Source organism: uncultured Sphingorhabdus sp. (assembly GCF_937872355.1).
Classification (GTDB): domain Bacteria; phylum Pseudomonadota; class Alphaproteobacteria; order Sphingomonadales; family Sphingomonadaceae; genus Sphingorhabdus_B.
The window spans coordinates 1-25,515 of record NZ_CALMSV010000280.1; the positions used below are offsets into that span (position 1 = coordinate 1).

At 58.7% G+C, this 25,515-nt stretch carries 31 protein-coding genes and 1 pseudogene; 17 read left to right on the top strand and 15 right to left on the bottom strand.

Annotated elements, in window-relative coordinates; translation table 11 throughout:
* The 6 genes and pseudogenes from Q0239_RS17750 to Q0239_RS17775 all read left to right on the top strand — a co-directional run.
* A pseudogene (locus Q0239_RS17750) lies at nt 1-141 on the top strand (biopolymer transporter ExbD); the annotation flags it as partial.
* Between the two features lie 36 nt (nt 142-177).
* On the top strand, nt 178-633 hold the full coding sequence (locus Q0239_RS17755) for a biopolymer transporter ExbD (RefSeq protein ID WP_298605341.1): 456 nt from the start codon (nt 178-180) through the stop codon (nt 631-633).
* Between the two features lie 49 nt (nt 634-682).
* A complete protein-coding gene (locus Q0239_RS17760; protein ID WP_298605343.1) occupies nt 683-913 on the top strand; it encodes a hypothetical protein in 231 nt (76 codons plus the stop codon).
* A 59-nt stretch (nt 914-972) separates the two neighbouring features.
* The gene (locus Q0239_RS17765) at nt 973-1,797 is read left to right on the top strand and encodes an AraC family transcriptional regulator (RefSeq protein WP_298605345.1); all 825 of its coding nucleotides are present in this window, start codon (nt 973-975) and stop codon (nt 1,795-1,797) included.
* A gap of 138 nt (nt 1,798-1,935) precedes the next feature.
* Nucleotides 1,936-2,445, top strand: coding sequence for a response regulator transcription factor (locus tag Q0239_RS17770; protein ID WP_298605347.1), 510 nt, complete (start codon nt 1,936-1,938; stop codon nt 2,443-2,445).
* 168 nt (nt 2,446-2,613) lie between these two features.
* Complete coding sequence (locus tag Q0239_RS17775) at nt 2,614-3,534, top strand: CPBP family intramembrane glutamic endopeptidase (RefSeq protein ID WP_298605348.1); 921 nt, start codon at nt 2,614-2,616, stop codon at nt 3,532-3,534.
* Nucleotides 3,535-3,798: 264 nt separating this feature from the next.
* Here the strand turns inward: Q0239_RS17775 and Q0239_RS17780 are convergent, their stop codons facing one another.
* On the bottom strand, nt 3,799-5,541 hold the full coding sequence (locus tag Q0239_RS17780) for an ABC transporter transmembrane domain-containing protein (RefSeq protein ID WP_298605395.1): 1,743 nt from the start codon (nt 5,539-5,541) through the stop codon (nt 3,799-3,801).
* Between the two features lie 208 nt (nt 5,542-5,749).
* Here Q0239_RS17780 and Q0239_RS17785 point away from each other — a divergent pair, with 208 nt between their 5' ends.
* The gene (locus tag Q0239_RS17785; protein WP_298605397.1) at nt 5,750-6,988 is read left to right on the top strand and encodes a polyhydroxyalkanoate depolymerase; all 1,239 of its coding nucleotides are present in this window, start codon (nt 5,750-5,752) and stop codon (nt 6,986-6,988) included.
* 57 nt (nt 6,989-7,045) lie between these two features.
* The gene (locus Q0239_RS17790; RefSeq protein WP_298605350.1) at nt 7,046-8,011 is read left to right on the top strand and encodes a dipeptide epimerase; all 966 of its coding nucleotides are present in this window, start codon (nt 7,046-7,048) and stop codon (nt 8,009-8,011) included.
* Between the two features lie 22 nt (nt 8,012-8,033).
* Here the strand turns inward: Q0239_RS17790 and Q0239_RS17795 are convergent, their stop codons facing one another.
* From Q0239_RS17795 to Q0239_RS17825, 7 genes are all read right to left on the bottom strand, one after another.
* Nucleotides 8,034-8,327 (bottom strand): putative quinol monooxygenase, encoded by a 294-nt coding sequence (locus Q0239_RS17795; protein ID WP_298605352.1) that lies wholly within the window; start codon nt 8,325-8,327, stop codon nt 8,034-8,036.
* 34 nt (nt 8,328-8,361) lie between these two features.
* Nucleotides 8,362-8,955: a carboxymuconolactone decarboxylase family protein gene (locus tag Q0239_RS17800; protein ID WP_298605354.1), complete on the bottom strand. Its 594-nt coding sequence runs from the start codon at nt 8,953-8,955 to the stop codon at nt 8,362-8,364.
* A 1-nt stretch (nt 8,956) separates the two neighbouring features.
* A complete protein-coding gene (locus Q0239_RS17805) occupies nt 8,957-10,138 on the bottom strand; it encodes an acetyl-CoA C-acyltransferase (protein WP_298605356.1) in 1,182 nt (393 codons plus the stop codon).
* Between the two features lie 178 nt (nt 10,139-10,316).
* Nucleotides 10,317-10,775 carry a MaoC family dehydratase gene (locus Q0239_RS17810; protein WP_298605358.1) on the bottom strand — a complete coding sequence of 153 codons (459 nt, stop codon included), beginning with the start codon at nt 10,773-10,775 and terminating at the stop codon, nt 10,317-10,319.
* A 136-nt stretch (nt 10,776-10,911) separates the two neighbouring features.
* Nucleotides 10,912-12,084: a mechanosensitive ion channel family protein gene (locus tag Q0239_RS17815; RefSeq protein ID WP_298605360.1), complete on the bottom strand. Its 1,173-nt coding sequence runs from the start codon at nt 12,082-12,084 to the stop codon at nt 10,912-10,914.
* 43 nt (nt 12,085-12,127) lie between these two features.
* Nucleotides 12,128-13,501, bottom strand: coding sequence for a putative O-glycosylation ligase, exosortase A system-associated (locus Q0239_RS17820; RefSeq protein WP_298605362.1), 1,374 nt, complete (start codon nt 13,499-13,501; stop codon nt 12,128-12,130).
* Nucleotides 13,494-13,673: a hypothetical protein gene (locus Q0239_RS17825; protein ID WP_298605364.1), complete on the bottom strand. Its 180-nt coding sequence runs from the start codon at nt 13,671-13,673 to the stop codon at nt 13,494-13,496. The genes Q0239_RS17820 and Q0239_RS17825 overlap by 8 nt, the downstream gene beginning before the upstream one ends.
* Before the next feature lie 123 nt (nt 13,674-13,796).
* On the opposite strand from Q0239_RS17825, the gene Q0239_RS17830 reads away from it, so the two are divergent.
* Entirely contained in the window at nt 13,797-15,020 is a 1,224-nt protein-coding gene (locus Q0239_RS17830; RefSeq protein WP_298605366.1) for a TIGR04063 family PEP-CTERM/XrtA system glycosyltransferase, read from the top strand.
* A 46-nt stretch (nt 15,021-15,066) separates the two neighbouring features.
* Complete coding sequence (locus Q0239_RS17835; RefSeq protein WP_298605368.1) at nt 15,067-16,143, top strand: hypothetical protein; 1,077 nt, start codon at nt 15,067-15,069, stop codon at nt 16,141-16,143.
* A gap of 3 nt (nt 16,144-16,146) precedes the next feature.
* Here the strand turns inward: Q0239_RS17835 and Q0239_RS17840 are convergent, their stop codons facing one another.
* Entirely contained in the window at nt 16,147-16,452 is a 306-nt protein-coding gene (locus Q0239_RS17840; protein WP_298605370.1) for a hypothetical protein, read from the bottom strand.
* A complete protein-coding gene (locus Q0239_RS17845) occupies nt 16,449-16,658 on the bottom strand; it encodes a hypothetical protein (RefSeq protein ID WP_298605372.1) in 210 nt (69 codons plus the stop codon). Before Q0239_RS17845 ends, Q0239_RS17840 begins: the two co-directional genes overlap by 4 nt.
* 132 nt (nt 16,659-16,790) lie before the next feature.
* Here Q0239_RS17845 and Q0239_RS17850 point away from each other — a divergent pair, with 132 nt between their 5' ends.
* The gene (locus Q0239_RS17850) at nt 16,791-17,435 is read left to right on the top strand and encodes a S24 family peptidase (RefSeq protein WP_298605399.1); all 645 of its coding nucleotides are present in this window, start codon (nt 16,791-16,793) and stop codon (nt 17,433-17,435) included.
* A 40-nt stretch (nt 17,436-17,475) separates the two neighbouring features.
* Nucleotides 17,476-18,156: an MBL fold metallo-hydrolase gene (locus Q0239_RS17855; protein WP_298605374.1), complete on the top strand. Its 681-nt coding sequence runs from the start codon at nt 17,476-17,478 to the stop codon at nt 18,154-18,156.
* 42 nt (nt 18,157-18,198) lie between these two features.
* Here the strand turns inward: Q0239_RS17855 and Q0239_RS17860 are convergent, their stop codons facing one another.
* Entirely contained in the window at nt 18,199-18,597 is a 399-nt protein-coding gene (locus tag Q0239_RS17860) for an MAPEG family protein (RefSeq protein ID WP_298605376.1), read from the bottom strand.
* A 197-nt stretch (nt 18,598-18,794) separates the two neighbouring features.
* Between Q0239_RS17860 and rpmF the strand changes: the two genes are divergently transcribed.
* From rpmF to Q0239_RS17885, 5 genes are all read left to right on the top strand, one after another.
* A complete protein-coding gene (gene rpmF, locus Q0239_RS17865) occupies nt 18,795-18,971 on the top strand; it encodes a 50S ribosomal protein L32 (protein WP_115547599.1) in 177 nt (58 codons plus the stop codon).
* 39 nt (nt 18,972-19,010) lie between these two features.
* Nucleotides 19,011-20,051: a phosphate acyltransferase PlsX gene (gene plsX / locus Q0239_RS17870; RefSeq protein WP_298605381.1), complete on the top strand. Its 1,041-nt coding sequence runs from the start codon at nt 19,011-19,013 to the stop codon at nt 20,049-20,051.
* Nucleotides 20,048-21,016: a beta-ketoacyl-ACP synthase III gene (locus Q0239_RS17875; protein ID WP_298605383.1), complete on the top strand. Its 969-nt coding sequence runs from the start codon at nt 20,048-20,050 to the stop codon at nt 21,014-21,016. The genes plsX and Q0239_RS17875 overlap by 4 nt, the downstream gene beginning before the upstream one ends.
* A gap of 106 nt (nt 21,017-21,122) precedes the next feature.
* A complete protein-coding gene (locus Q0239_RS17880; RefSeq protein ID WP_298605385.1) occupies nt 21,123-21,395 on the top strand; it encodes an HU family DNA-binding protein in 273 nt (90 codons plus the stop codon).
* Between the two features lie 6 nt (nt 21,396-21,401).
* On the top strand, nt 21,402-21,800 hold the full coding sequence (locus Q0239_RS17885; RefSeq protein ID WP_298605387.1) for a MerR family transcriptional regulator: 399 nt from the start codon (nt 21,402-21,404) through the stop codon (nt 21,798-21,800).
* A 1-nt stretch (nt 21,801) separates the two neighbouring features.
* On the opposite strand, the gene Q0239_RS17890 is transcribed toward Q0239_RS17885, so the two are convergent.
* From Q0239_RS17890 to Q0239_RS17905, 4 genes are all read right to left on the bottom strand, one after another.
* A complete protein-coding gene (locus Q0239_RS17890; RefSeq protein WP_298605389.1) occupies nt 21,802-22,518 on the bottom strand; it encodes a proteasome-type protease in 717 nt (238 codons plus the stop codon).
* Nucleotides 22,519-22,571: 53 nt separating this feature from the next.
* A complete protein-coding gene (locus tag Q0239_RS17895) occupies nt 22,572-23,405 on the bottom strand; it encodes a transglutaminase domain-containing protein (RefSeq protein ID WP_367276129.1) in 834 nt (277 codons plus the stop codon).
* Nucleotides 23,377-24,318: an alpha-E domain-containing protein gene (locus Q0239_RS17900; RefSeq protein ID WP_298605391.1), complete on the bottom strand. Its 942-nt coding sequence runs from the start codon at nt 24,316-24,318 to the stop codon at nt 23,377-23,379. The genes Q0239_RS17895 and Q0239_RS17900 overlap by 29 nt, the downstream gene beginning before the upstream one ends.
* On the bottom strand, nt 24,319-25,515 hold a 1,197-nt coding region (locus tag Q0239_RS17905), incomplete at its 5' end, for a circularly permuted type 2 ATP-grasp protein (RefSeq protein ID WP_298605393.1).

Consider the following 25,515-nt stretch of genomic DNA (forward strand, 5'->3'; position numbering starts at 1 on the left):
GAAAAGGTGCCCCAGGTGCATATCCGCGGCGATGTCAACGTGCCCTGGCGCTGCGTTGCCGGCGCGATCTACAATGTGCAGATCTCGGGTTATCCGACCGTCGGCTTCATTTCGAACCCAGTCGACCCGAACGCCCCGTAAGGCGGCGGCAGGCACTCAAATCCAGGAGTAATCCCCATGGCAATGTCAGGCGGCAAGGACGATGGCTCGCCGATGATGGAAATGAACACGACGCCGTTGATCGACGTCATGCTCGTTCTCCTCATCATGCTGATGATCACCATCCCGCCCGTATCGCACGCTGTTAATATCGACCTGCCGGTGCAGGATCCGAACCAGCCGCCGCCGGAAGAATTGATCGATCCGGTGGTCAACAAGATCGTGATCATGCCGAATAACGAAATCCAGTGGAACGGCACGCCGTCTTCGCTGGACCAGATCGAGCAGTATCTCGTCCAGACCAAATCGATGAATCCGGAACCCGAATTGCAGTTCCAGCCTGCCCCGACCGCAATGTATGATGTGGTTGATCGCACGCTGGCCGTTGTGAAACGGAGCGGTATCACCAAGTTCGGTTTTGTCGGAAATGAACAGTATCGCGTCTTTGGAAAGTCAGCCGTTCCCGGCAACTAATCCAATCAGGCAATCGACATAGAGAGGGCGGCCATTGTGCCGCCCTTTTTTGTTGGGCATTGGTGAAGATATGAATATCGGTTTGCGTCGACATTCGTGCCATTCGAAACTGGTGCCGCACCCAAGGATTGCTGCCGTCCATTCAGGTCAATTGCCAACAGAAGGATTTTTTGGTTTCCAGGTCGGCAAGGAACCAAGCCGACGGAAGCTCCAAGGTTCTAGTCACGTCGATTTTGCAGGAAAAGCCAGTATGGAGCTGGTAGTTATGAAAGCGACCTGACAGCCATATTGGAATGTGCAAGGCTTGTTTTCTAGTACTTAACGCCCAACATGCTACCGATGATGTCTGCAGCACATTCCTTAAACTCATCGCAACCGGTCGACTCGTTTGAGCCGATTGAGCGCGTCATAAACCGGCTGGTCGGGACGGCGTTTTCGCCACATCGGCACGATACCTACACCATCGCTGTGACTATGGCTGGGGTGCAGACGTTCAATTATCGCGGGGAGATACGGCGATCGTTGCCGGGTCAGGTGCTGATTCTTCATCCCGACGAATTGCATGATGGGCACTGCCATGATGAGACCGGATTCAGCTATGGAGCGGCCTATGTTCCGCCTACTCATGTCCAGGCGGTGCTTGGAGGCGGGGAATTGCCGTTTGTCGACAATGGCGTCTCGACGAATCCCGCCTTGATCGCCGCAGCCTTCAACATGGTTATCGACCGCGAGGGCGTCGAGGATCCCGGTGCTTACGAAGACGCGCTTTACGATCTGGCCCATGCGATGAACGATGCGGCTGGCAGGGCGACAACTGTTAGGATAGCCAACCAAACAGCCGTGATGATGGCGCGCGAATTTCTCGAAACCGCTGTTGTTTTGGGTGCGCGTCTTGATGAACTTGAACAAGTGACTGGCTGCGACCGTTGGCAGCTTTCGCGTGACTTCCGGGCATTGCTTGGCACCAGCCCTTATCGCTACCTGCAGCATCGGCGAGTTGATCTCGCCAAGCGTTTATTGCGCGAAGGTGCGACGCTGGCCGATGCTGCTCATGGTGCTGGATTTGCCGATCAGAGCCATTTTGGCCGTACTTTCCGCAAGGCAGTTGGTCTCACGCCAAAAGAGTGGCTTCGTTCGGACATGTTCCGCACGATCATTCTATAGCCGCCGTCGGCGGGCGGTTAGCCCGTGCGACATGACACAGATCATCTTTTCCGAAGATCATCCGCTGTTTAGCGATGCATGTGTTGCCTCGTTGGCGAAGCATTGCCTAAAGCGCATTTGCGGTAGGCTGGAACTATAATGCAGGTATTCGCCACCATTAGCCAAAATGGCGTACAAGATTTGATTATGCTTGACCTGTTTTTCCTGGGGATCGACCCACGCGAGACACTGGCCGCAGCTCGGCAATCCTGCCCAAAATCATTGATCGTAAACGTCTCCATGCTCGATAATCAGGCAAACATCGATAAGCTCTTTGAACAGGGCGCAGACGCCTATATCGTGAAATCGGTTCCCGCTACCGAAATGCTGGAGGCGCTGATGGCCATTAAGGCGGGGGAATTTGTGATCGCCCGTAAGAAAGCCTCATCCGAAGAAGATTCACCGGAACAGCCCGAAATAAAGGACCTTTCCAAACGGCAGCGCGAGATCCTTCTGCTTTTACGCGAAGGCTATTCCAACAAGGAAATCGGACGAAAACTGGCTCTATCGCCATTCACAGTGCGTAACCATATCTCGCTTCTAATGCGAGTGCTACGCGTCCACTCTCGTTTCGAACTTGCGACCAAGGCGGCCAGCTTCGGTCAGTAAGCGTTACCAGCTTCAAGCTGCATCATGGTGCTGGCTTTGCCGATCAGGGCCATTTTGGCCGTACTTTCCGCAAGGCAGTTGGTCTCACGCCAAAAGAGTGGCTTCGTTCGGACATGTTCCGCACGATCATTCTATAGCCGTCGTCGGCGAGCGGTTAGCCTTCGCGACATGACACAGATCATCTTTTCCAACGAAACACCGAAGGGCTGGATGCCGCCGAGTATCGCCGCACCGTTCATCTGTATTTTGCTATTTGCCATCAGCATGACGCCGGGCGATATCGGGCTTGAACATCTCGGCTTGATTGACGCGCAGGGTTCGCCGCTGGGACCTTTGGGCTTTTGCCTGCTCCTGGCTTCGTTCATCGCCGTGGGGCTTGCTGTATTGGGCTGGGTGCGCTGGGTCGAAAAGAGAAGCCTCGCGAGCGCTGGACTTCGCGGAGAACAACGGCTCAAAAAATTCATGGTCGGACTCGCCTTGGGCATTGCCTTCATGGGCGCGGTCGTGGCTGCGATAACAGTTTCCGGTGGATACAGTGTAGGTGATCTGTTCCCAGCCTTTGCCAGCCCTGCTGCGCTCGGCTGGATCGCCCTGTTGCTCGCCGGCTTTACCGTGCAAGCGAGCATTGAGGAGTTCGTTTTTCGCGGCTGGTTGTTCTCAACCATCATGCGGCGCTGGAACGCGACTGCCGCCTTCATATTATCGTCCGCCGCTTTTACCTTTCTTCACTTCTCACCCAGAACATCACTGTTGATGTTGGCCATGACCTTCATCTTCTCGATTTTCGCCTGCGCCTGGGTGTGTCGTTCGAATTCGATCTGGGGGGTGATGGGTTGGCACACCGGCTGGAACTGGTTTGGCGGCACCGGCTTTGATGTGCCGATTACGGGTTTGGAGAGCGGTCTACCCGCATTAGTGGTGAAATTGGTGCCTGTCGGGCCGGCCTGGCTCAATGGTGCAGGGGAGGGACCGGAAGCGAGTGTGTTTACGCTTGGCTTGCTGACTGCGGCGAGCCTGAGCCTTCTGTGGCTTGCAAGGTCGCGCGATCGAACCGCAATCGATCCGCGACGTTCGGAACACCAACTCTAGCCGTTTCACGCCATGAGAGATGGGAGCGGATGGTCGGTAAAACTACCGAGCTTGAAAGCGAAACCTGCAAAGGGCCACCAGTGCGCTGTCGGTATTTGCTTGCTGAGGCTTCGCTAAATCCTGCAACCTGGGCAAAATGTAGAGCAGAGCCAGCCGTCTTAGCCCGCATCGTGGATGTTCAATCGCGAACGTTCGCTTCAGTCATTTTCTTACCAGATCCAGACAGTCTGCACACCCGAACAAAGCGACCTTTTGCCAACGCAATCACGCATCAAATTGCAAGCTTGCCAGCCTTGCATAGAGGCCGCCAGCTTTGCTCAAGCTATCATGCGTGCCTTCTTCGACGATGCGGCCTTCGTCCATCACGATGATCCGGTCGGCCTTGCGCACAGTCGCCAGCCGGTGGGCGATGACGATGGTGGTGCGGCCTTCCATCAGATGTTCGAGCGCATCCTGCACCAGTCGCTCGCTTTCGGCATCCAAGGCGCTAGTCGCCTCGTCTAGCAGCAGGATCGGTGCATCGCGCAATAGCGCGCGCGCAATGGCAATCCGTTGCCGTTGGCCGCCCGACAGCCGCGCGCCACCCTCACCCAGATAGGTATCAAGGCCCTGTGGCAGTTCACGAAGGAAATTGCCTGCATTGGCTTGCTCCGCCGCGGCCCAGATAGCGGCATCATCGGCCAGCCAGTTGCCGTAGCGCAGATTGTCGCGTGCGGAGGCGGCGAAAAGCACCGTATCCTGCGGGACAAGCGCCATCCGTTGGCGGAACTCGGCGGGATCGGCGGATGTTAGCGCCACGCCGTCAATACGCACCGTGCCCGCTTCTGGATCATAAAATCGCTGCGCCAGTTGGAACAAGGTCGATTTGCCGGCACCCGATGGGCCGACCACGGCAACCGTTTCACCGGGCAGGATCTTCAGGCTGAAATCGCTGAGTGCGGCAACCTCCGGACGGGTCGGATAGCGGAATTTGACATTCTGGAACTCGATCTGTCCGCGCGGGGCGGGCATGGCGACGGGGTTTGCGGGAGGGGCAATATCGGGCACTTCCTGCATCAGCTGGGCCAATCGGGCGGATGCCCCTGCCGCGCGCGCCAGGTCGCCATAGACCTCGGAAAGCGCCCCGAACGCCCCGGCGACCAGTCCGCCATAAAGCACCAGCGCCATGATCGTGCCGCTGGTGATCGTTCCGGCGGCCACCTGCTCGGTCCCCTCCCAAACCAGCATGGTGATCGCGCCAAATATCAATGCGATTACAATCGCAGTCATCAACGCGCGAATTCGAATGCGCTTTTTGGCCGCAGTAAAGGTGTTCTCTACCGCATCGGAAAAGCGTTGACGCTCGCGGTTTTCTTGCCCGAAGGCTTGCACGATCTTGAGCGCACCCAGCGATTCCGAGGTGATGGTGCCGATGTCGGCAACGCGGTCCTGGCTGCTGCGCGAGGCCTTTTCCAGCCGCCGCCCCATATAGACGATGGGAAACACCACAAGCGGGATACCGAACAGCAGGATGGCAGTCAGCTTGGGCGCCATGCTGAACAGCAACGCGATGCCACCGATGCCGATCACGATATTGCGCAAAGCCACCGATACTGTGGTGCCTACTACCTGCTCGATAATCGCGGTATCCGATGTCATTCGGCTCGCGATTTCTGCGGGGCGGTTTTCTTCAAAAAAACGGGGTGCCAGGCGCAACAGATTGCTCTGTACCGCAACGCGGATATCGGCGACGACGCGTTCACCGAGCCAGCTGACAAAATAGAAGCGGAAAGCTGTAGCGAGGCCGAGAACGACAACAATAGCCAGCAGAATCTGGAAATAAGGGGCTACATCACCGCCATCCTGCGCAAAGCCGTTATCGATTACATATTTTGACCCCATAGGGATCGCCAAAGTCGCCCCTGCAGCTACGAGCAAAGCCAGTGCCGCAAAGACAATCTGCTTGGGATAGCGAACAGCATGTTTCCAGATCATACCCAGATTGGACAGGCGTTTGTTCGCAGGCATATCTGTCGGCGCGACGATTTGCGCTTCTGCTGTTCGCTCAAGGGCATTTTCAGTCATGCCAACCGCCTAGCAGCCGCTGCGCAGAGCCACAATCGCGGAGGAATAGGGGGTACGCTTTTTCTATGGTGCAATGCACAATAAATGCCTATGCTGTCGGGTGAAACAGGATACCGGTTTTTCCGGAACCACGACATTCAGGGACGCACAGATGCTCTACACCGGTTACGATATTCAGCGCGGTTTTTTGGCCAGCGCAGGCTGGCTTGCCCAGAAGCAGGCCGATTTCCTCAACAATTTCACCAATTCGCCTTTGAACTATGGCAATCTGACCTCGGTTACAGCCTCTGCGCTAGACGTGTTCGCTCATTCGGTGATGCCGCGCGGCAAACCTGCATTCGGCATCAATGTCGTCGAAATTGACGGAAAGCATCTGCCTGTCGACGAACATAATGTCGCACGCAAGCCGTTCGGCCAGTTGAAGCATTTCATTTATGAGGGCAGCGAGAGCAAGCCGAAGCTGTTGATCTGTGCGCCGATGTCTGGCCATTTCGCGACATTGCTGCGTGGCACGGTCGAGCGGATGCTGCCTACCCATGACGTGTACATCACTGATTGGAAAGACGCGCGCGATGTGCCGCTGACCGGCGGCGGTTTCGACCTTGAAAGCTATATCGATTATCTGATCGAATGGCTCGAATTTATCGGCCCCGATGCAGGTGGCCGCGGTGCACATATGCTCGCCGTTTGCCAACCGTCAGTGCCTGCTTATGCCGCTGCGGCTATCATGAGCGCGAACAAGCATCCGCTTCGTCCGCGCACATTGACCATGATGGGCGGCCCGATCGATACGCGCGAGGCGCCGACTGCGGTCAACGATCACGCCACCCGCCGCCCGCATGACTGGTTCGTCCACAATGTGATCGCCACCGTGCCGCCTTATTACAAAGGTGCCGGTCGCCGCGTTTATCCAGGCTGGCTGCAACTCACCGGCTTCATGTCGATGAACCTCGGCAATCACATGATCAGCCACTGGTCAATGTTCTCGCACCTTGTCGAAGGCGATGGCGAAAGCGCCGACCGGCACAAGGAATTTTACGACGAATATCGCGCCGTGTGCGACATGACTGCCGAATTTTATCTGCAGACGGTCGACACCGTGTTCCAACGGCACCTGTTGCCCAAGGGTGAGTTCAACTATCGCGGCAAGCTGGTCGATCCGGGCGCGATTGACGATATCGCCTTGCTCGCAATCGAAGGAGAACGTGACGACATCAGCGGCATCGGCCAGACCAAGGCAGCCCTGACCATCGCGACCGGACTGCCCGAGGCGATGAAGCAATATCATATGGCCCCCGAAGTCGGTCATTATGGCATCTTCAACGGCAGCAAATGGCGCGAGAAGATTGCGCCGATCGTCGAAGACTGGATCCTGGCGCACAACGGCTAGACATTCTCGGCGACATTGCCCAAACCCCAACACCAAGCCTGATTGGGGGAGGGGCGCTTGAGTCTTCGCATTAGTGCCGCAATTGAACGCTGGCCGGTCGCAGGGCAGTTCATCATATCGCGCGGTGCCAAGACCTATGTTGATGTACTGGTCGCTGCGGCCAGTGATGGCACGCATGTCGGCCTGGGTGAGGCCACCGCGATTTACTATCATGGCGAAAGCGCTGAAAGCTGCCTGACGCAGATTGAAGATCTGATCGATACACTTGTGCCGATGGATGTGCGCGAGGCACGTCTAGCCATCCAATCGCTGCTACCCCCCGGTGCCGCCCGCAACGCGCTCGATTGTGCGCTTTGGGATTTGGAGGCCAAAGCTGCGGGCAAGCCCTTGTGGCAACTGGCTGGACTATCGGCTGTTCCCAAGCCGTTACAAACCGCATTCACCATCTCGCTTGGCGATCCTGCCGCGATGGAGAACGATGCTGCAAAGGCGGCGGCGCGGGGCTTCGAACTGCTCAAGCTGAAACTGACCGGTGAAGGCGACCGTGAACGGGTTGCCGCAGTCCGCAAAGGCGCGCCCGATGTGCGCCTGATTGTGGACGCCAACGAAAGCTGGGCTGCGCTCGATATCGAGGCGGAGGCAAGCGCTCTGGCAGCGCTGGGTGTGGAGATGATCGAGCAGCCAGTTCCGGTCGGGCAAGATGCGCTATTGGACGGGATTCAGTCCGCCGTGCCCTTCCTCGCCGATGAAAGCTGCCAGTCGAGTGCCGATCTGGAACTATGCGCCCGCTTTTATGATGGCATCAACATCAAACTCGACAAGGCCGGTGGGCTGACCGAGGCCTTGAAGATCGCGCGCGAGGCCGAGGCGCGCGGGTTGAAACTGATGGTGGGCTGCATGCTTTCAACCAGTCTTGGCGTTGCGCAAGAGGCGCAATGGGTGGATCTGGATGGGCCGATATTGCTGGCTGAAGATCGAGAAGATGGATTTTGCTTTGAAAAGGGTATGATCCTGCCGATGTGAACCGGCAGGATCGAATTTCGGATCAAACCGAGTCGAGATACTCTATCTCGGGCGCTCCCGCCAGGCAGGGGCCGAGTTTGGGGCCGGCTGCGCGGAAATAGTCGGTCTTGCCATGCGCATCGAGCGCGGCCTGATCGGCATAGGCTTCGAGTACGCGATAGACCTGGCCATTGGCGCGCGAGCGGGTGAGCGTGTAGAACAAATTGCCCGGCTCATTGGCGCGAACCTGCGCGGCGAGTTCGGTGAAGATTGCTTCAAATTCGGCGGTCTTGCCTTCTGCGACGGTCAGGGTCGCGACTACTCCAATTCCTGCCATTTGCATTCCTCTCTCTTGTTTTGGAAAATCGGATTCACTTCCGGCGATCAAGCGCCGGATCAAGTTCTTGCCCGGGGTCGAGCTGCACGCCGAAGCTGTTCAGCATCATTGAAACCTGGGTGTATTGGCCAACGGTCATCACCAGGTCCATCTTCTGCTTGTCGCTAAAGGAGGACAGAGCCGCCCAGCTGGCATCGCTGACGTGGAAATCACGGGTCAGATCATCGGTCGCGCGCAGCATGGCGCGGTCCGCCTCGCTCCATGACGGATCGTCGGGTCCGGCTTTGATCGCTTCGATTTCGGCTTCGGTGAGGCCAGCATCCAACCCGATGCGGGTGTGCTGGGTGAATTCATAACCCGACCCGCAATTATAGCCGACGCGCAGGATCACCAGCTCGCGGTCGCGCTCTGAAAGGCTGTTGCGGCGCGACAAAATGTAACCGCCCCATGCCAGAAAGGCGGTGAGCGCCTTGGGCGCGTGCACCATCGTGCGGAAAATGTTGAGGATGTGCCCGCCGGAACGGGTCACATCCTTTGCGGCTTCCACCATCGGTGCCAGTGCCTCGCGCTGCTCGTCATCGATCTTTTCGAGATCAACGGGGGCAATGCGAGGCGCCGACAATCGCATTTTAGAGTACTTCGAACAGCCCGGCTGCGCCCTGGCCGCCGCCGATGCACATGGTGACCACGGCATATTTGGCGCCGCGGCGCTTGCCTTCGATCAGCGCGTGGCCGGTGCAGCGTGCGCCGGTCATGCCGAAGGGGTGGCCGATCGAGATCGAGCCGCCATTGACGTTGAGCAGTTCATCAGGAATGCCCAGCTTGTCGCGGCAGTAAAGCACCTGCACAGCAAAGGCTTCGTTGAGTTCCCAAAGGCCGATATCGTCCATCTTCAGGTTGAAGCGTTCCAGCAGTTTGGGGATCGCGTAAACCGGGCCGATACCCATTTCGTCGGGTTCGGTGCCCGCGACCGCCATGCCAACATAGCGGCCGAGCGGGGTCAGGCCGCGCTTTTCGGCAACCTTGGCTTCCATCAGCACGCAGGACGAAGAGCCGTCCGAGAGCTGGCTGGCATTACCGGCGGTGATCGTATGGCCTTCGCCCATCACCGGCTTCAGGCTGGCTAGCCCTTCGAGCGTGGTGTCGGGGCGGTTGCAATCGTCACGGTCGGCGGTGACGTCTTTATACGAAACTTCCTTGGTTTCCTTGTCGACGATTGCCATGGTTGCAGAGCATGCGATGATTTCGTCATCGAACTTGCCTGCGGCCTGCGCGGCGGCGGTGCGCTGTTGCGACTGGAGCGAATATTCGTCCTGATATTCACGGCTGATATTGTAGCGCTTGGCGACCACTTCAGCGGTGCCGATCATCGGCATGTAGATGTGCGGGTGCATTTCGAGCAGCTGACGGTCGGGCTCGACGAACATCTTGCCGCTGCCGACGACTTTGGAAATGCTTTCAAGACCGCCGGCGACGCAAATGTCCATATTGTCGACCAGAATCTGCTTGGCAGCGGTCGCAATGGTCATCAGGCCTGACGAGCACTGGCGGTCAATGGTCATGGCGGGCACGGTGACGGGCAGGCCTGCGCGCAGGGCAGCAAGGCGCGCGACGTTGCCGCCGGTCGAACCCTGCTGGGCCGCGGTGCCCATCACGACATCGTCGATTTCGCCGCCTTCGAGGCCGGCACGCTCGACAGCGGCCTTGATCGAATAGGCACCGAGGGTCGCGCCGGTGGTGTTGTTGAATGCGCCGCGCGCTGCCTTGGTCAGCGGGGTGCGGGCGGTGGAAACGATTACTGCGTCACGCATGGAGGTAGTCCTTGATGTTGCTCCTCTCCCCTTGCGGGAGAGGATATGAAGCCTTGCCGCGTCAGCGGCTAGGCGGAATTGGAGAGGGGTGGACCATTGAGGGCGAAACACCCCCTCTCCCTCCCACGCCTTCGGCGCAGGCCCCTCCCTCTCCCGCAGGCGGGAGGGGAGAATCAGTTCAAACGAAGAACTGGGTGATCCACTCGGCGATGCAGGCCGGCTTTTCCTGGCCTTCAATCTCGAGCGTATATTCGATGGTCTGTTGCCACTGGCCGGGACGCTTCTCGTCCAGTTCCAAAAGCTTGAAATGCGCGCGGACGCGCTTGCCGACGCGCACGGGCGACAGGAAGCGGGTTTTGTTGCCGCCATAGTTGACGCCCATTTTGACGCCTTCGATCTTGGGGCAGCTTGATTTCGCCATCAGCACCGGAAGCAGCGAGAGCGAGAGGAAGCCGTGCGCGATGGTGCCGCCAAACGGCGTCATCTTTGCCATCTCTTCGTTGACGTGGATGAACTGGTGGTCGCCGGTTGCGTCGGCGAATTTGTTGACCATATCCTGATCGACCAGCATCCAATCCGAACTGCCGATGACTTCGCCGACCCGGCCTGCGAGTTCGGCAGGTGTTACTCCGCTCATATCCTGCTCCTTTTTGTGCAATGGTTTTCGAATTGCGCGCGGTTTTGCGCCTTTCTCGGGCGGTTGACAAGAGCCGCGCCATTTCGCGGCGCTGACCCTACGTCATATCGCAGCCGAGCCGAGACTGGGTCGCGAATCAGCCCTTTTTGCGCTGTGCCGACGCAGCTTTTTGCGGCTCCGCATAGGGCATGACCAGCGTGCCATCCGGCGCAGCAGTGTAGGTCGTCTGCGTCGGATAGGCGAACTCGATTCCCTCTTCTGCAAAACGTTTTGCAATGCCCAGACCAATTGCATGCCGCGCTTTGAACATCTCGTCGACATCTTCGCTCTGGACATCAAAGACCAGCTGGAAATCGAGCGAGCTGGGCGCGAATGTGTGAAAGCCGCCGCGAATGAAATCTGCGCCTTCGGCCTCGACGATTTCGCGCAGCAAATCCGGGACGCGCTGCGTCACTTCGACCGGCGTGTGATATACCAAGCTGATGAGGAAGGTGACGCGGCGATATACCGACTTTGTGTTGTTGGTGATTTCCTTTTCGAGCAGTTTCGAATTGGAGATGATCTTCTCCTCACCGGTTAACGCGCGCAGGCGGGTGCTTTTCATCCCGATGCGTTCGACCCGCGCGGTGGTGGTGTCATAGGTTATCGTGTCGCCGCGCTTGAAGGGCCGGTCAAAGATGATCGACATCGCTGCGAACAGGTCCGAAAAAATGCCCTGCGCCGCCAAACCGATGGCGATGCCACCGACACCGAGGCCCGCGATCAGTCCGGTTACATTAACCCCCAGATTGTCGAGGATGACGATTGCCGCGATGGCGAATAGGGCAAAGCTGACCAGCAGACGACTGAGCACCATCGCCCTTTGCATCGCCTCATGCTCACTGCCGCTATCGCTCGCACGCCGTTCGATAAGGCCGATGATGACCTCTCGCAGCCAGATTGCTACCTGGAGCACCACGGCGATGGTGAAAAGAACATCGATGGTTCGCGCAAGCGGGGTCGGCGCATTGGCATAGCCATTGACCAGTTCGACCGCGGCCATGATGCGGAAAAACTTACCAGTCCGTGCCAGCGTCCTTGCGATGATCGATTTCATCGCCGACCGGTCTTCGCTGTCGCGCGCAATCCTGGCGGCGCGCCGCTTGAGCCAGCTGAGCAACAGATACACCAAAGTGGCCGCGATCACGGCGACCGTTAGTTCGGCTATATTCCCGCGCACCCATTCGGAGACGACATCGGCGTAGTAGGTTAGTCGCGCGCTGATAGCGACAATCGGGTCATCGGGCATTTTGGGAAGCGGTGCAGTCATGGCTGCAACCCTAGCTAGCCGCTCCGCAGCGGGCAAGGGCCAGTCAGGATGCTGCTTTTATCTCGCTGGCTTTCATCCGCTGCTTTCGGATGGGCGTCCATGCCGCCTCGCTGCGCCGTCGTGCCAGATAGGTGTCGAGCCCCAACTGCATCGCCACCAGCATATAGACGAACGGCTGGAAGGCGATGCCGACGAACAGCGAACCGACCAGATAGATAATCTGGGCATTTTGCAGCGCGGTCGCCAGCGGTGCGACCCAGCTTTCGTCGGGCCGGTTGCGCCTCTTGTACAAGCGCGCAATCACCTCCATCCGCCAAACGCCGCCGACATGGATCAGCAGCCAGATGATCAGGCCGGGAAAGCCCTGTTCCCCCAGCATTTCGAAGTAACTGCTATGATAGGCGCGGCCCTGGTCGACGATTTCCTTTCGGTCGACCGCACCGGTATCGAAGCCATTTTCGTCGACGACGGGCAGGTCATAACGAATCTTGTTGATGCGATAGGCATCGAATCCCCCGCCAAAGGGATGTTCCTGCACAAATTCCCAGGTCCATTTCCAGACGGCGATCCGCGTCGAAGCGGATTCGTCGGCCTTGTAATCCTTGATCGTTTCCATCCGGTCCGAGAAAGCGGACGGGATGAATGGTATCGCAGCCAGCCCGACAAGCGCGGCACCTGTCAGATAGAGAAACCGGCGCTTGGTCTGGCGGATGAACAGCAGTGCGAGCACCGCGATGCATACCAGCCCGGTTCGCGCCTGCGTGCCGACAGGGATCAGCAGTGCGGCGAAAGTCAACGCAGCTGCATAGGTCTTCACCTTCCAGTCGGGTTTGAAGATCGTGCCATGCTGCGCCAGCCAGACGATAAGCGGTATGATGGCAATCGCCACGCAACTGATGATGCTGCCTTCATACAGCCCGGAATTGTCATTGACGAGCAGGACCAGCGAGCCGTAGCCGCCGCCACCCAGCGCCGTCTTTATCCCGCCAGTAACGATTAGCGCCGAGGCGCAGAGCACCAGCGTCAACGCCAGGGCTTCGATGCGCAGCTTGGTCTTGAGCAACAAGGGAAGGAAAGCTGCGAAAACCAGCGCTTTCCAAACCCAACTCCATTTTTCCTGCGCGGCCAAAGGTTCGACTGCGACGGTGGTGGAATATCCGCAATAGGCCAGCAGCACGAGCAGCAGTGCCCATCGTGGCGAAACCCGCACATCGCGTTTATCATCGCTGACGAGAAATCCTAGGAAGGCCAAAGCGAACAGGATCAGCGACAGCGGAATCGAATTGAGCAGGAAATAGCTCAACCGTTGCGGTGCGATGATATCGATATAGGCATAGACCAAAGTGAACAGGAATGGCCGCTTGAACGCCATCAGCATCAGCAGGCCTAAATAGCCGACGAAAAACAGGTCACGCATTGGACTGCGTATCCTTTTGGCCAACCCGTTTTCGCTTTACCGCGCCAAAGCCTTGTGGTTCGGCATCGGGTTCTGGCGGCGCTTCGCTGTCGAGATCGTCACGCTTGGTCAGCAACCAGAAGGCGAGCAGGAGCAGGCTATGACTCAGCAATATCGATAGATTGTCGATCATGCGGCGTTGCGTCCCTGCCAGCCCCTTTGCATCGGGGACATAGCGTGAAATTGAAAAATCGCGAAAAGCATTAGCCGCTTTGGGTTGACGCGGCGTTAAATATATTGCGGCTAGGGAGAGACCATGCCTCGGATATTGCACGTTCTCGACCACAGCCTGCCGCTGCACAGCGGCTATACTTTTCGCACGCGCGCAATCTTGAAATCGCAGATCGGTGCGGGGTGGGACGTGCGCGGGCTGACAGGGGTGCGGCAGTATCAGCATGGGCAGATGCCCGATGCACTGCAGGAGGAAGCCGAAGGGTTGCATTTCTTCCGCACGCCGCACCATGTTTCGGGGCCCTCTGGTTTGCGGGAGTGGCGCGAAATCCGGGCGCTTGAACAGCGTATCATCGAAGTGCATCGCGAATGGCCGTTCGACATCGTACATGCCCATTCGCCGGCGCTGAACGGTCTGGCCGCCGCGCGCGCTGCGGCAAAATTGGGGCTACCCTTCGTTTATGAAATTCGCGCCTTTTGGGAGGATGCAGCCGTCGGGAATGGCAGTGGGACCGAAGGTTCACTCAAATATCGCCTGACCCGTGCGCTCGAAAACCATGTTGTTGCCCGCGCCGACAAGGTGGCGGTGATCTGCGAAGGGTTGCGCTCCGATCTGGTCGCGCGCGGTTTTGACGCGGGAAAGATTTTCGTTTCGCCCAATGGCGTCGATATGGACATGTTCGGAAATCCACCGCCACGCGATGAGGCATTGGCGGCGGAACTCGGGCTGACCGGCAGGGATGTGATTGGCTATATCGGGAGCTTCTATGACTATGAAGGCCTTGACGATTTGATTGCGGCCATGGCGCACTTGGGTGGCGCGGCCAAGGACGCGCATCTGTTGCTCGTCGGCGGCGGGCCGCTGGAAAAGGCGTTGCGCGTTCAGGCAGAGGCTTCGCCAGCCGCCGATCGAATCCATTTCGTCGGTCGCGTTCCGCATGAAGAGGTGGAGCGCTATTACAGCTTGGTCGATGTTCTCGCTTACCCGCGCAAGCGGATGCGGCTGACCGATCTGGTGACCCCTCTGAAACCATTGGAAGCGATGGCGCAGGGTCGGCTGGTTGCTGCCTCTGATGTGGGTGGGCATCGCGAATTGATCGAGAACGGGGTGACGGGTGCGCTGTTCCCCGCCGATGATCCGAAAGGTGCGGCAAAGGCCATCGACGCACTGTTTGCGGACAAGGCGATGTGGCCTGATCGCAAAGCCAATGCGCGCGCCTTTGTCGAAAAAGAGCGCAATTGGCAGAAGAACATAATGCGTTACGATCCTGTTTACCATTTCCTGTTAGGCCGTGCTAAACAGGGGTAAAGTTGCGGCTTGACCGCAGCGTAAAGCCCGACGGAACAGGGTAGTTATGCAGTCGAAGCTGAATCTCGATCACCAGACCAAAGCCGTTGCCATGGCGACGGGTGGTGCCGCCATTGCCGCCATCGCCGCGATGTTCGTACCGACCGGTATCTGGGAAACATTGACCGGATCGACCGGGGTATCGGAGATGATTCCGGCAACCGCTGCGCCGCTGGGCGATACAGCGCGGGCACTGATTTCCTACGCTTTTGGTGCGTTGACGCTAGTGATTCTGACGGTGTTGTTCCTCCGCAAAACTGCTTCGCCCGAGTGGACCGCGATCGCGGAGCCGGAAAATGCGCGTGATTTTGACGGTCCGGAAATCGTTGAAACTACAACTGAAACCGAAGTCGAACCCCTGCTGGACGCTGAAGAGTCGATTGACGAACCGGACGATGAGGTTCGCGGGTCGCTGATTTCGCGCCTGCGCAGCCGCATTGCCGCCTTTGCCGAAGCGCGCCGTGGTGCTGGAGACATTACCGACCTTGAAGACCTGCCCAAGCTGCGCTCCGGCGATGCCCATCCCGACGCGCCACCACGCCGTCCTTTTTCGGCCAACCGCGACCTGGTGGACGCTGATGCCGTTGAAGTGACAACCGAAACAGCCATTGTCGAGCAGGTGGAGGCTGAATGGGTCGAACCCGTGGAAGCCGAGATGGAACAGGCTGTTGAAATTGCTGAAGTCGAGGCCGTAATCGAAGAACCCGCTGCCGCCCCCGCGGCGGCCGCTGTTGAACCTGTCGCTGCTGCAACACTGGCTACCGAGCCTGTTTCTGGTATCGCATCGCTGGACGATATGGTCACCCGGTTTGAATCAGCCTTGGCTGAACGCGACGCGCAACTGGCGCATATCGAGAGCATTGCCAACGAATTGCAGTCCTCGAACGTTCAGCCGATCCGCCCGGATATCGAAGCGCCCTCCGCCTATGAACCCGCGCCCATAGAACAGGTGCCGCTGCGTGCAGTCGAGCCGGTGGCAATGGAGCCCGTGGATGTGCCGCAACGGCCCGAGTCCGAGGAACTGGATGCTGCCCTGCGCTCGGCTCTCGAAACACTCCACCGGATGAACGCGCGCACGCGCTAAGTCTTACTCGTCTAGCAACAAGGCTTCGACAGTCAGTAACAGCGCATCTTCCGAGTCAGATATTTCGCTGACGACTATGTCGGCGACCAGCTGACGGCGAAGGCTGAATTCCGTTTCAGGCAGCGCTTGTGCAAAATGCGCGGCCCGTTCGTGGCGCTGCTCGCCTTCCAAACCTAGCAAGACGGTCACACGCTCTCCTGCAAATGTCGCGCTATGCCAGCCAGTCGCCTTGCGACTGCGAACGCCCGCACCAGGCAGCAGGGCCAGCAGCGCGCTTGATAGCGGGCAGGTTGTGGACGCGCCGCTCATGCCGCCTCCTGCACGCCAAGCAGCTCAGGGTGCCGTACATAGGCGGCCATGAAAGCCTCGGCCTTGATCGCCATCGCCGGGCGCAGGCAACGACCGTTGCGCATATCGAGCACCAGCCGCGGGTCGCGGGCAACCCGGCGTCCGAAGGTGGTTGGTGCCATATTGTGCTGCCGCAGGAATCGTTCGATTTTCCGATTGATGTGCATTTGCGTTCCTTTCCATCAGGCACCACCCTTTCCGGTTGCTCGCACCGACGAATCGATGAGAACATGATAGGAACATTGCTGATAGGAAAAATCCTACTTGTCTAGGAAAAATCCTATTGCTAAGGAAGAATGATGGTAAACAGCGATCCGCGTGCCGAACTTGAACGGCTGGTGCAGGCGCATGGCGACGATTACTCGTCGCTATCGCGGCTGGTCGGGCGCAATCCCGCATATATCCAGCAATATATCAAGCGTGGCAGCCCGAAGAACTTGCCCGAGCGCGAACGCAACATCCTTGCCCGCTATTATGGCGTTGCGCCGCAGCTGTTAGGCGCGCCGGAGGAGGAAGGCAGCGGGAAACGCGGCGGTTTGAAGCTGGTTCCCAAACTGGCCGTTGGCGCATCGGCAGGGGCAGGGGCGCTGGCCGAGGGAGAGGCGCTTGCGGGCAAGGTCGGCTTTGATGAGGCCTGGTTGCGAAAGCTGGGCGTTGAACCACGCAATGTCTCGTTGATCCGCGTCGAGGGCGATTCGATGCAACCGGTGCTAAACGATGGCGACGACATCATGGTCGACAAGGGTGCGGCACTGAAGCCGCTGCGCGACGGCATCCATGTTATCCGCATCGACGGGGTATTGGTGGTCAAACGACTGGCGCGTGCGCCGGGTGGGCGGCTGTCGGTGCTGTCGGATAATCCCGCTTACCCATCATGGTCCGATCGTGATCCGGCAGAGGTTCAGGTGGTGGGCCGCGTGGTCTGGGTGGGACGGCGGCTTTGAAGGGCTTGCGTTCGTCACAGCACGCCGCCACATATCGGCGATGAGCAACGTCACCTCGAACATGAACGCCCAGCCGCCCCTAAAAGCGGTCATCATCCCCGTCACTCCGCTGCAGCAGAACTGCACGCTTTTCTGGTGTACCGAAACCAACAAGGGCGCGCTCGTCGATCCGGGTGGTGATCTGCACAAGCTCAAGGATGCGGTGGCAAAGACGGGCGTCGAGCTGGAAAAGCTGCTCGTGACCCATGGCCATCTCGACCATTGCGGGCAGACGGGGCTGCTGGCGCAGGAACTGGGCCTGAAAATCGAAGGGCCGCATGAAGAAGACCGCTTCTGGATCGCGCAGCTAGACGATGATGGCAAGCGCTGGGGGATGGACGCCAAGACGTTCGAGCCAGACCGCTGGCTGCAAGACGGCGATACCGTGACCGTCGGCAATCTGACGCTCGACGTCATCCACTGCCCAGGGCACACGCCGGGGCATGTCGTTTTCTACCACGGGCCGAGCCGTCTCGCGATTGTCGGAGATGTTCTTTTCCAGGGTTCCATCGGCCGCACCGATTTTCCGCGCGGCAATCATCAGGACCTGATCGATTCAATCACCAAGAAGCTATGGCCGCTGGGCGACGACGTGACCTTCATCCCCGGCCACGGCCCGACGAGCAATTTTGGTCATGAGCGCAAGATCAACGCCTATGTCTCGGATTATGCGTTGAGCTAAAGAGTGTTTCCCCTCCCGCAGGCGGGAGGGGCAGTGCCATCCTTAACCCAGTTTCGAATACACACTCCACAACGCATAGCCAGCGAGACCCAGCAGCGTCAGAAATGTGATCAGCGTGCCGACCATGCGGCCTTTCCCGAAAGTGCCGCCATCCATGCCCAGGCCGTGAGCAAGGCGTCCGAAGATATAGATGATGCCTACATACCAGAGCCAGCTCGCGCTGCCCTGTGTGGCTTCGAGTGCTGCAATCAGCAGCAGCACGAAAGGTGCACTTTCGACGAAATTGGCGTGCGCGCGCATGCGGCGGATCAGGAACTCGTCGCCGCCATCGCCGATCGATACGCCGCCCTTGGTGCGCGCCTGTCCGCAGCGGATCATCAGCCAGATATTGACCAGCGCGGCACCCGCAGCGATCGTCAGGGTAATCGGTAATGTAAGCATTTAATGTCCTCCCGTTGATTGAAAGCGGTGCTATCAGCCATCTGCGAACTTGCAAAGCACGGAAAAATCGGTATTAGCCGCCCCTCATCCGCAGCTTTGGGTGTTTGGACGCCGCTTCCGGCATTGCTTGCCAGCGTCGCTATTCGCTTTTAAAGCCGTAGAAACATTATATTTTTTGAAATGGAACAGGTGCCGAGATGGCTGTCCCCAAGAGAAAAACTTCGCCGTCCAAGCGCGGCATGCGTCGTAGCCATGATTCGCTGAAGGTCGAAGCCTTTCAGGAATGCTCGAACTGCGGTGAACTGAAGCGTCCGCACCATGTGTGCAACGCATGTGGCCATTATAACGGCCGCGAAATCCTCGCTGTCGCCTAATTTCCGGACAATCGCTCTTCTCCACGGAGGGATGATATCGTGACCACTTCACCGCGTATCGCTATTGACGCGATGGGCGGTGATGAAGGCGTTCGCGTGATGGTCGCGGGCGCTGCACTGGCGCGCCACCGGCACGAAAGTTTCAAATTCCTGCTGGTCGGGGATGAGGTGCAGATCAAGGCTGCACTCGAAAACCACCCAAACCTGCGCGCCGCTTCCGAAATACTGCACACCACCGAAGTCGTCACCGGTGACGACAAACCCAGCCAGGCGCTGCGCAAATCGCGCGGCAGCTCGATGGGGCTGGCGATCAACGCGGTGAAAGCCGGCGATGCCGCTGCCGCAGTCAGCGCGGGCAACACCGGCGCATTGATGGCGATGGCCAAGGTCGCGCTGCGCACCATGCCGGGAATTGACCGGCCCGCGCTTGCCGCATTGCTGCCGACGTTGACCGATACCGATGTGGTGATGCTTGATCTGGGCGCGAACACCGAATGCGACGCACGCAACCTCGTGCAGTTTGCGGTGATGGGGGCGGCCTATTCGCGCATCCTTTATAATTTCGAAAAGCCGCGCGTCCGTCTGCTCAACATCGGCACCGAAGAGATGAAGGGCACCGACAGTCTGCGCTTTGCCGCCCAGCATCTGCGCGACAGCCCCGAATTGCACATGGCATTTCAGGGCTTTATCGAGGCCGACAAGATCAATCGCGGCGATTGCGACGTCGTCGTCTGCGACGGCTTTTCAGGCAATATCGCGCTGAAATCGATCGAAGGTGCGGCGCGCTTCGTGACCGACCTGCTGCGCCGCGCTTTTACCAGCTCGATACGGTCCAAATTCGGTTTCCTTGTCTCGCGCCCTGCGACCGAGTTGCTCAAGCATCATCTCGATCCGAACAACCATAATGGCGCGGTTTTCCTTGGCCTCAATGGTGTTGTCGTGAAAAGCCATGGCAGTGCGAGTATCGAGGGCGTGGCCAATGCGGTTAAGGTTGCGGCCCGACTGGTCGAGGATGACATCACCACGCGCATTGCGCAGGATCTGGAACAGATCGCAGGCAAGGAAGTTATCGAGGAATGAGTGGGTCCGCGCTTCGCGCCGTCATTAAAGGGACGGGATCCGCACTGCCGAAGCGCCGTGTTTCCAACGCCGAGCTGGCTGCCCAAGTCGATACTTCGGACGAGTGGATCACCGAGCGCACAGGAATCAAATTCCGGCACGTCGCCGGTCCAGACGAAACCACCGCCACTTTGGGTGCCGAAGCGGCGCGTAACGCGCTTAATGCGGCGGGTATGACCGAGGCTCATATCGACCTCATCATTGTCGCGACCTGCACGCCCGACCAGACCTTCCCGGCAGCAGCCACCAAGGTGCAGCATATATTAGGGCATCATGGCGGCGTTGCCTTTGACGTCGCGGCGGTTTGCTCCGGTTTTCTCTATGGCTTTTCGGTTGCAGAAAGCATGATCCGTGCTGGTTCTGCCAAAAACGCGCTGGTGATTGGAGCGGAAACGATGACGCGGCTGCTCGATTGGGAAGATCGGGGTACTTGCGTGCTGTTCGGCGATGGTGCAGGTGCTGTCGTTCTTTCGGGTGAAGTGGGCGAGCGCGGCGTTCTTGCTACGCAGCTCCATGCCGACGGGCGGCATAACGAATTGCTCTACGTCGATGGCGGGCCATCAACAACGGGCACCGTGGGTAAATTGCGGATGCAGGGTCGTGAGGTGTTTCGCCATGCGGTGACCAACCTTGCCAGCGTCATGCACGAAGTGCTCGAACAGGCCGAACTGGCGCCTTCGGACATTGACTGGGTCGTGCCGCATCAGGCCAATGCGCGCATTATAGATGCGACCGTGAAGAAGCTCGGGTTACCGGCTGAACGCGTGGTTCTGACCGTTTCTGAACATGCCAATACCTCGGCTGCGTCGGTGCCGCTTGCGCTTGATGTTGCCGTTCGCGACGGTCGCATTACGGCTGGCGATGTAGTCGTTTTGGAGGCGATGGGCGGCGGATTTACATGGGGCGCTTCGGTCGTTCGTATGTGACCTATTTTCGGACGCGTAAAAATTCGTCCAGCATTTTACATCCTCCTGAAATTGCTATATGTTCCAAAGGAATCACGGGGGTCGCGTGAATTACGGAGGAGAAACCATGGCAGATGCTGGTACTTTGACGCGCGCGGATATTGCGGAAGCAATTAATCGCCAAGTGGGTCTATCAAGGGCAGATGCCTCGGCGATGATCGAATCGTTGCTTGATCACGTCCTCGATGCACTTGTGGCGGGGGGGGAGGGGGAAAACTCCCGCCTTGGGACTTTTGTGCTGCGCGGCAAAGCGCAACGCCCCGGGCGCCAGCCGAAAACAGGGGGCGAAGGGGCGAGAACGCCCCGCGCGAGCCAGGGCCTGCGCCACAAGGTCAAATAATCCACGATGGACAAGGCACCCGAAGCGTTTTTGACCATTGGCGAAATGGCCGACCAGCTTGGCGTAAAAACGCACATCTTGCGCTATTGGGAAGAACAGTTTCCGATGCTTAAGCCGTTGAAGCGCGCAGGCGGTCGGCGGTTGTACCGGCCATCCGATGTGGCCCTGCTCGACCAGATACAGGACCTACTCACCAACCAGGGCTATACTATTCGTGGTGCGCGCAGCTTTCTGGCGAAAGGCGGTAAGGCACAGCCTGCTTCGCCGCCGCCTGCGGTCGAGCCGGCGCCGGTTGCTCAACCGGCCCCGATTGGTGACCTGTTTGCAGCACCGGCGCCATCGAAACTGGTTCCGGAATTGCGCGCCATCCGTGATCGGCTGGCACAAGCCTTGGCCGCGGCCTGACCTATTCGATTGTATAATCAGGCAGGGAATGAAACGCGCTACGCAGCGCGTCTGACCATTTGTCTGACACCGATCGGTAATAGGGGTCATCCTCAGTAATCCGGCGCTTCTGCAGCGGTTCGAATTGGTCGCGCGGCAGCAGCAGCATGTCGAGCGGCAGGGCAACCGAAAGGTTCGCTGCCATCGTCGAATCAAATGACACCATCAGCAGCTTGACTGCGCTTTCAAAGCTCATGTCCGACTGGAAACCGCGCACCAGTATTGGGCGGCCATATTTGGTTTCGCCGATCTGGAAGAAGGGCGTGTCTTCCGAGGCTTCGATGAAATTGCCTTCGGGGTAGATCATGAACAGGCGCGGCTCCATGCCTTTGATCTGTCCTCCAACGATCAGCGTAGCGTTGAAAGTTGTTTCGGCATTGAGCCCGGTCTGTTCGCGTGTGCGGATGGTTTCGCGCAAAAGATCGCCGATGATCTGCGCGACTTGGAACATAGAGGCTGCGGCAAGAATGGAAGGGTTTCGCTCCTCGGGGGCTTTGGTGCGCTCGGCCAGCATGCTGATAACTGACTGTGTCGTTGCCAGATTGCCCGCCGTCATTATCGTGATGTGGCGCTCGCCCGGCTTTTCAAAGCTGTGCATCTTGCGGAAGGTGGAGATATTGTCGACGCCCGAATTGGTGCGCGTGTCCGACATGAACACCAGCCCCGAATCCAGCTTCATCCCAACGCAATAGGTCACTCTAGTCTTGCCCCTGAATCCCTTTTGCCCACGCGTTACTGTTCAACAGCGAGGCTGACAACCATGCTCTGTTCGCCGCCGCCATAGGAAATGCCCGAAATGGGGGCCGCCTCGGCATAATCGGCACCGGTGGCGACGCGGACATAGCGCAGATCGGGGCTGATGCCGTTGGATACATCAAAACCGACCCAGCCCAACCCTTTGACATGCGCTTCGGCCCAGGCGTGGCTCGCCTCTTGCTCTACGCGATCAGTGAGCATCAGATAGCCGCTGACATAGCGGGCGGGAATGCCAAGGCTGCGCGCTGCCGCGATGAAGATATGCGCATGATCCTGACAGACGCCGTGACCAGCGGCGAGGGCTGCGTCTGCCGTGGTCGCGGAATCGGTGTGACCGATATCATAGCGTACCGCGCCCAGAATCTTGGTCGAAAGCCTATGCAATGTCGCCAATAGGTCGTCGCCTTCGGCAACCGCCGACCGGGCAAGTACCTGTATCTCGCGCGTAGGCTCAGTTAATGGGGTTGGTCGCAGGAAATACCACAGCGGTACATGCCCGCCATGCCGCCCCATGATCCCGGCCGTGTCGTTGGTTTCAACCTCGCCATCGCAGCGGACGATGATTTCACCCGCACCTTCGTTGATACTCACCAGCAGAATGTGGTTGTTATGATAGTCGATATAGTCGGCTTCGACCTTGCCGCCCTCAACCTCGGTTTTCCAATGCAAGATTTTTTGCGCAGCATTCTCCTTGGGGATCAGCCGCAACCGCTGAAGCCCATAGGGTACCGGATGTTCGAACTTATAATGGGTGCGGTGATGGATTTTCAGCAGCATCGCATCACCCATTGAACCTGTAGTCGCGCTCAATCTGGCCTGCCAGCTGCGCATTGCAGGTCATGAAGTCGGTCAAGAATTCATGCAGCCCGCTTTCGAATATTGCCTCGATCGGGCGCGTTTGTAGGCCGTTGTGGATTTCGTCGGCCAGATCGTGCGACGGCATGCGGCTGCCATAATCTTTTTCCAGATAGCAGAGATTGCCGTGCAGTTTCTGGTAACAGAAGGCGAGTGAGCGCGGGAAGCGTTCATCGAGGATAAGGAATTCGGCGACGCCTACGGGCCGCGTGTCGCCTGCATTGAGCCAGCGGAACGCGTGCTCGGCAGAGACCGAACGCAGGATCGTTTCCCACTGCACATTGTCGAGCGAAGAGCCGACAAAAGAGAGCGACGGAAGTAGCACATAATATTTGACGTCCAGGATACGCGCGGTGCTGTCTGCGCGCTCAAGGAAGGTACCGAGGCGTGCAAAATTGTAGACATCGATCCGCAGCATCGATCCGTGCAGCGCACCGCGCACCTGCGCTGATTGCTGGCGGATCATCGAAATAATTCCAGGAAGATCGGTTTCACGAACCGGGCGGGCCAGCGCCTCCTTCATCCGCATCCAGAAGGTGTTGGTCGCTTCCCACACTTCGCGGGTCAACGCCGTGCGCGTCATCCGCGCATTGTGCCGTGCGGTTTCGAGCATGTTGAGGATTGAGGAAGCGTTGGTCTTGTCGCGCAGCAGGAAATTGACGACATGTGCGGATGAATAATCGTCGAACTTGGCTTCATAGGCGGATTGCAAGCCCGCGGTGGTTATCACCGAGCGCCATTCTTCATCGGACCCGGTGTTGCGCGTCAGTGCCATGCGGTGCCCCGCTTCGAGCAGGCGCGCCATATTTTCGCACCGCTCCAAGTATCGGAACATCCAGAATATGCCGCCTGCCGTGCGCCCTAGCATCTAGTCCTCCAGCACCCAGCTGTCCTTGGTGCCGCCGCCCTGGCTCGAATTGACCACCAGCGACCCTTTTTTGAGCGCGACGCGGGTCAGCCCGCCGGGTGTGATCTCGATACCTTTGGGGGAAACGAGGACGAAAGGCCGAAGGTCGACATGGCGCGGCGCAAGGCCAGCCTTGGTCAGCACTGGAACGGTGGATAGCGCGAGAGTGGGTTGCGCGATATAATTGCCGGGGCGTGCCTTTAGCTTTTTGGCAAAGGCCTCCAGCTCGGCCTTGCTGGCCGCTGGCCCCACCAGCATGCCATAGCCGCCCGAGCCATGGACTTCCTTGACAACCAATTCCTTGAGGTGTGCGAGCACATATTTGAGCGCATCCGGCTCGGCACAGCGCCAGGTGGGCACATTGGCCAGCAGGGGTTTCTCGCCGGTATAGAATTCCACGATCTCGGGCATGTAGCTGTAAATCGCCTTGTCGTCGGCGATACCAGTGCCGGGCGCATTGGCGATGGTAATCTTGCCGGCGCGGTACAAATCCATGATGCCCGGCACGCCGAGTTGCGATTCCGGACGGAAGGTCATGGGGTCGAGATAATCGTCATCGACGCGGCGATAGAGGACGTCGATCGGCTTGTAGCCTTGCGTGGTTCGCATGGCGACGCGGCCGTCGACGATCCTCAGGTCATGCCCCTCGACCAGTTCTGCCCCCATTTGGTCGGCAAGGAAGGCATGCTCGAAATAGGCGCTGTTGTAGATCCCCGGCGTCAGCACTGCGACTACCGGGCGGCCATCGCAGCCCTCTGGCGCACAGGCTTCGAGCGACCTGCGCAAATTCTTTGGATAGCTACCCACTTCGCGCACACGGATTGCGCTGAACAGTTCGGGGAACATGTTCATCATCGTCTCGCGATTTTCGAGCATGTAGGAGACACCCGAGGGCGTGCGCGCATTATCCTCCAGCACCATGAATTCATCCGGCCCGGTTCGCACAAGGTCGATACCGACGATGTGCGTGTAGATCGCTCCGGGAGGCGTGAAGCCGATCATCTGCGGCAGGAAGGCGGCGTTGTCGCGCAGCATCTCGACCGGCAGGCGGCCGGAGCGGACAATTTCCTGCCGATGGTAGAGATCGTGCAGGAACGCATTGAGCGCGCGCACCCGTTGTTCGATGCCTCGCGTGAGCCGCCGCCACTCGCGCGCGGA

Coding starts and splice junctions, on each gene's coding strand:
- Q0239_RS17890 (WP_298605389.1), bottom strand. CDS start 22,518: ATGAAGCTGGATTCGGGGCTGGTGTTCATGTCGGACACGCGCACCAAT.
- Q0239_RS17855 (WP_298605374.1), top strand. CDS start 17,476: ATGAGCAACGTCACCTCGAACATGAACGCCCAGCCGCCCCTAAAAGCG.
- Q0239_RS17800 (WP_298605354.1), bottom strand. CDS start 8,955: ATGCGATTGTCGGCGCCTCGCATTGCCCCCGTTGATCTCGAAAAGATC.
- Q0239_RS17900 (WP_298605391.1), bottom strand. CDS start 24,318: ATGCTAGGGCGCACGGCAGGCGGCATATTCTGGATGTTCCGATACTTG.
- Q0239_RS17840 (WP_298605370.1), bottom strand. CDS start 16,452: ATGAGCGGCGCGTCCACAACCTGCCCGCTATCAAGCGCGCTGCTGGCC.
- Q0239_RS17810 (WP_298605358.1), bottom strand. CDS start 10,775: ATGAGCGGAGTAACACCTGCCGAACTCGCAGGCCGGGTCGGCGAAGTC.
- Q0239_RS17765 (WP_298605345.1), top strand. CDS start 973: ATGATGTCTGCAGCACATTCCTTAAACTCATCGCAACCGGTCGACTCG.
- rpmF (WP_115547599.1), top strand. CDS start 18,795: ATGGCTGTCCCCAAGAGAAAAACTTCGCCGTCCAAGCGCGGCATGCGT.
- Q0239_RS17875 (WP_298605383.1), top strand. CDS start 20,048: ATGAGTGGGTCCGCGCTTCGCGCCGTCATTAAAGGGACGGGATCCGCA.
- Q0239_RS17815 (WP_298605360.1), bottom strand. CDS start 12,084: ATGACTGCACCGCTTCCCAAAATGCCCGATGACCCGATTGTCGCTATC.
- Q0239_RS17835 (WP_298605368.1), top strand. CDS start 15,067: ATGCAGTCGAAGCTGAATCTCGATCACCAGACCAAAGCCGTTGCCATG.
- Q0239_RS17850 (WP_298605399.1), top strand. CDS start 16,791: ATGGTAAACAGCGATCCGCGTGCCGAACTTGAACGGCTGGTGCAGGCG.
- Q0239_RS17785 (WP_298605397.1), top strand. CDS start 5,750: ATGCTCTACACCGGTTACGATATTCAGCGCGGTTTTTTGGCCAGCGCA.
- Q0239_RS17860 (WP_298605376.1), bottom strand. CDS start 18,597: ATGCTTACATTACCGATTACCCTGACGATCGCTGCGGGTGCCGCGCTG.
- Q0239_RS17885 (WP_298605387.1), top strand. CDS start 21,402: ATGGACAAGGCACCCGAAGCGTTTTTGACCATTGGCGAAATGGCCGAC.
- Q0239_RS17780 (WP_298605395.1), bottom strand. CDS start 5,541: ATGCCTGCGAACAAACGCCTGTCCAATCTGGGTATGATCTGGAAACAT.
- Q0239_RS17755 (WP_298605341.1), top strand. CDS start 178: ATGGCAATGTCAGGCGGCAAGGACGATGGCTCGCCGATGATGGAAATG.
- Q0239_RS17775 (WP_298605348.1), top strand. CDS start 2,614: ATGACACAGATCATCTTTTCCAACGAAACACCGAAGGGCTGGATGCCG.
- Q0239_RS17825 (WP_298605364.1), bottom strand. CDS start 13,673: ATGATCGACAATCTATCGATATTGCTGAGTCATAGCCTGCTCCTGCTC.
- Q0239_RS17820 (WP_298605362.1), bottom strand. CDS start 13,501: ATGCGTGACCTGTTTTTCGTCGGCTATTTAGGCCTGCTGATGCTGATG.
- Q0239_RS17770 (WP_298605347.1), top strand. CDS start 1,936: ATGCAGGTATTCGCCACCATTAGCCAAAATGGCGTACAAGATTTGATT.
- Q0239_RS17880 (WP_298605385.1), top strand. CDS start 21,123: ATGGCAGATGCTGGTACTTTGACGCGCGCGGATATTGCGGAAGCAATT.
- Q0239_RS17830 (WP_298605366.1), top strand. CDS start 13,797: ATGCCTCGGATATTGCACGTTCTCGACCACAGCCTGCCGCTGCACAGC.
- Q0239_RS17845 (WP_298605372.1), bottom strand. CDS start 16,658: ATGCACATCAATCGGAAAATCGAACGATTCCTGCGGCAGCACAATATG.
- Q0239_RS17795 (WP_298605352.1), bottom strand. CDS start 8,327: ATGGCAGGAATTGGAGTAGTCGCGACCCTGACCGTCGCAGAAGGCAAG.
- Q0239_RS17805 (WP_298605356.1), bottom strand. CDS start 10,138: ATGCGTGACGCAGTAATCGTTTCCACCGCCCGCACCCCGCTGACCAAG.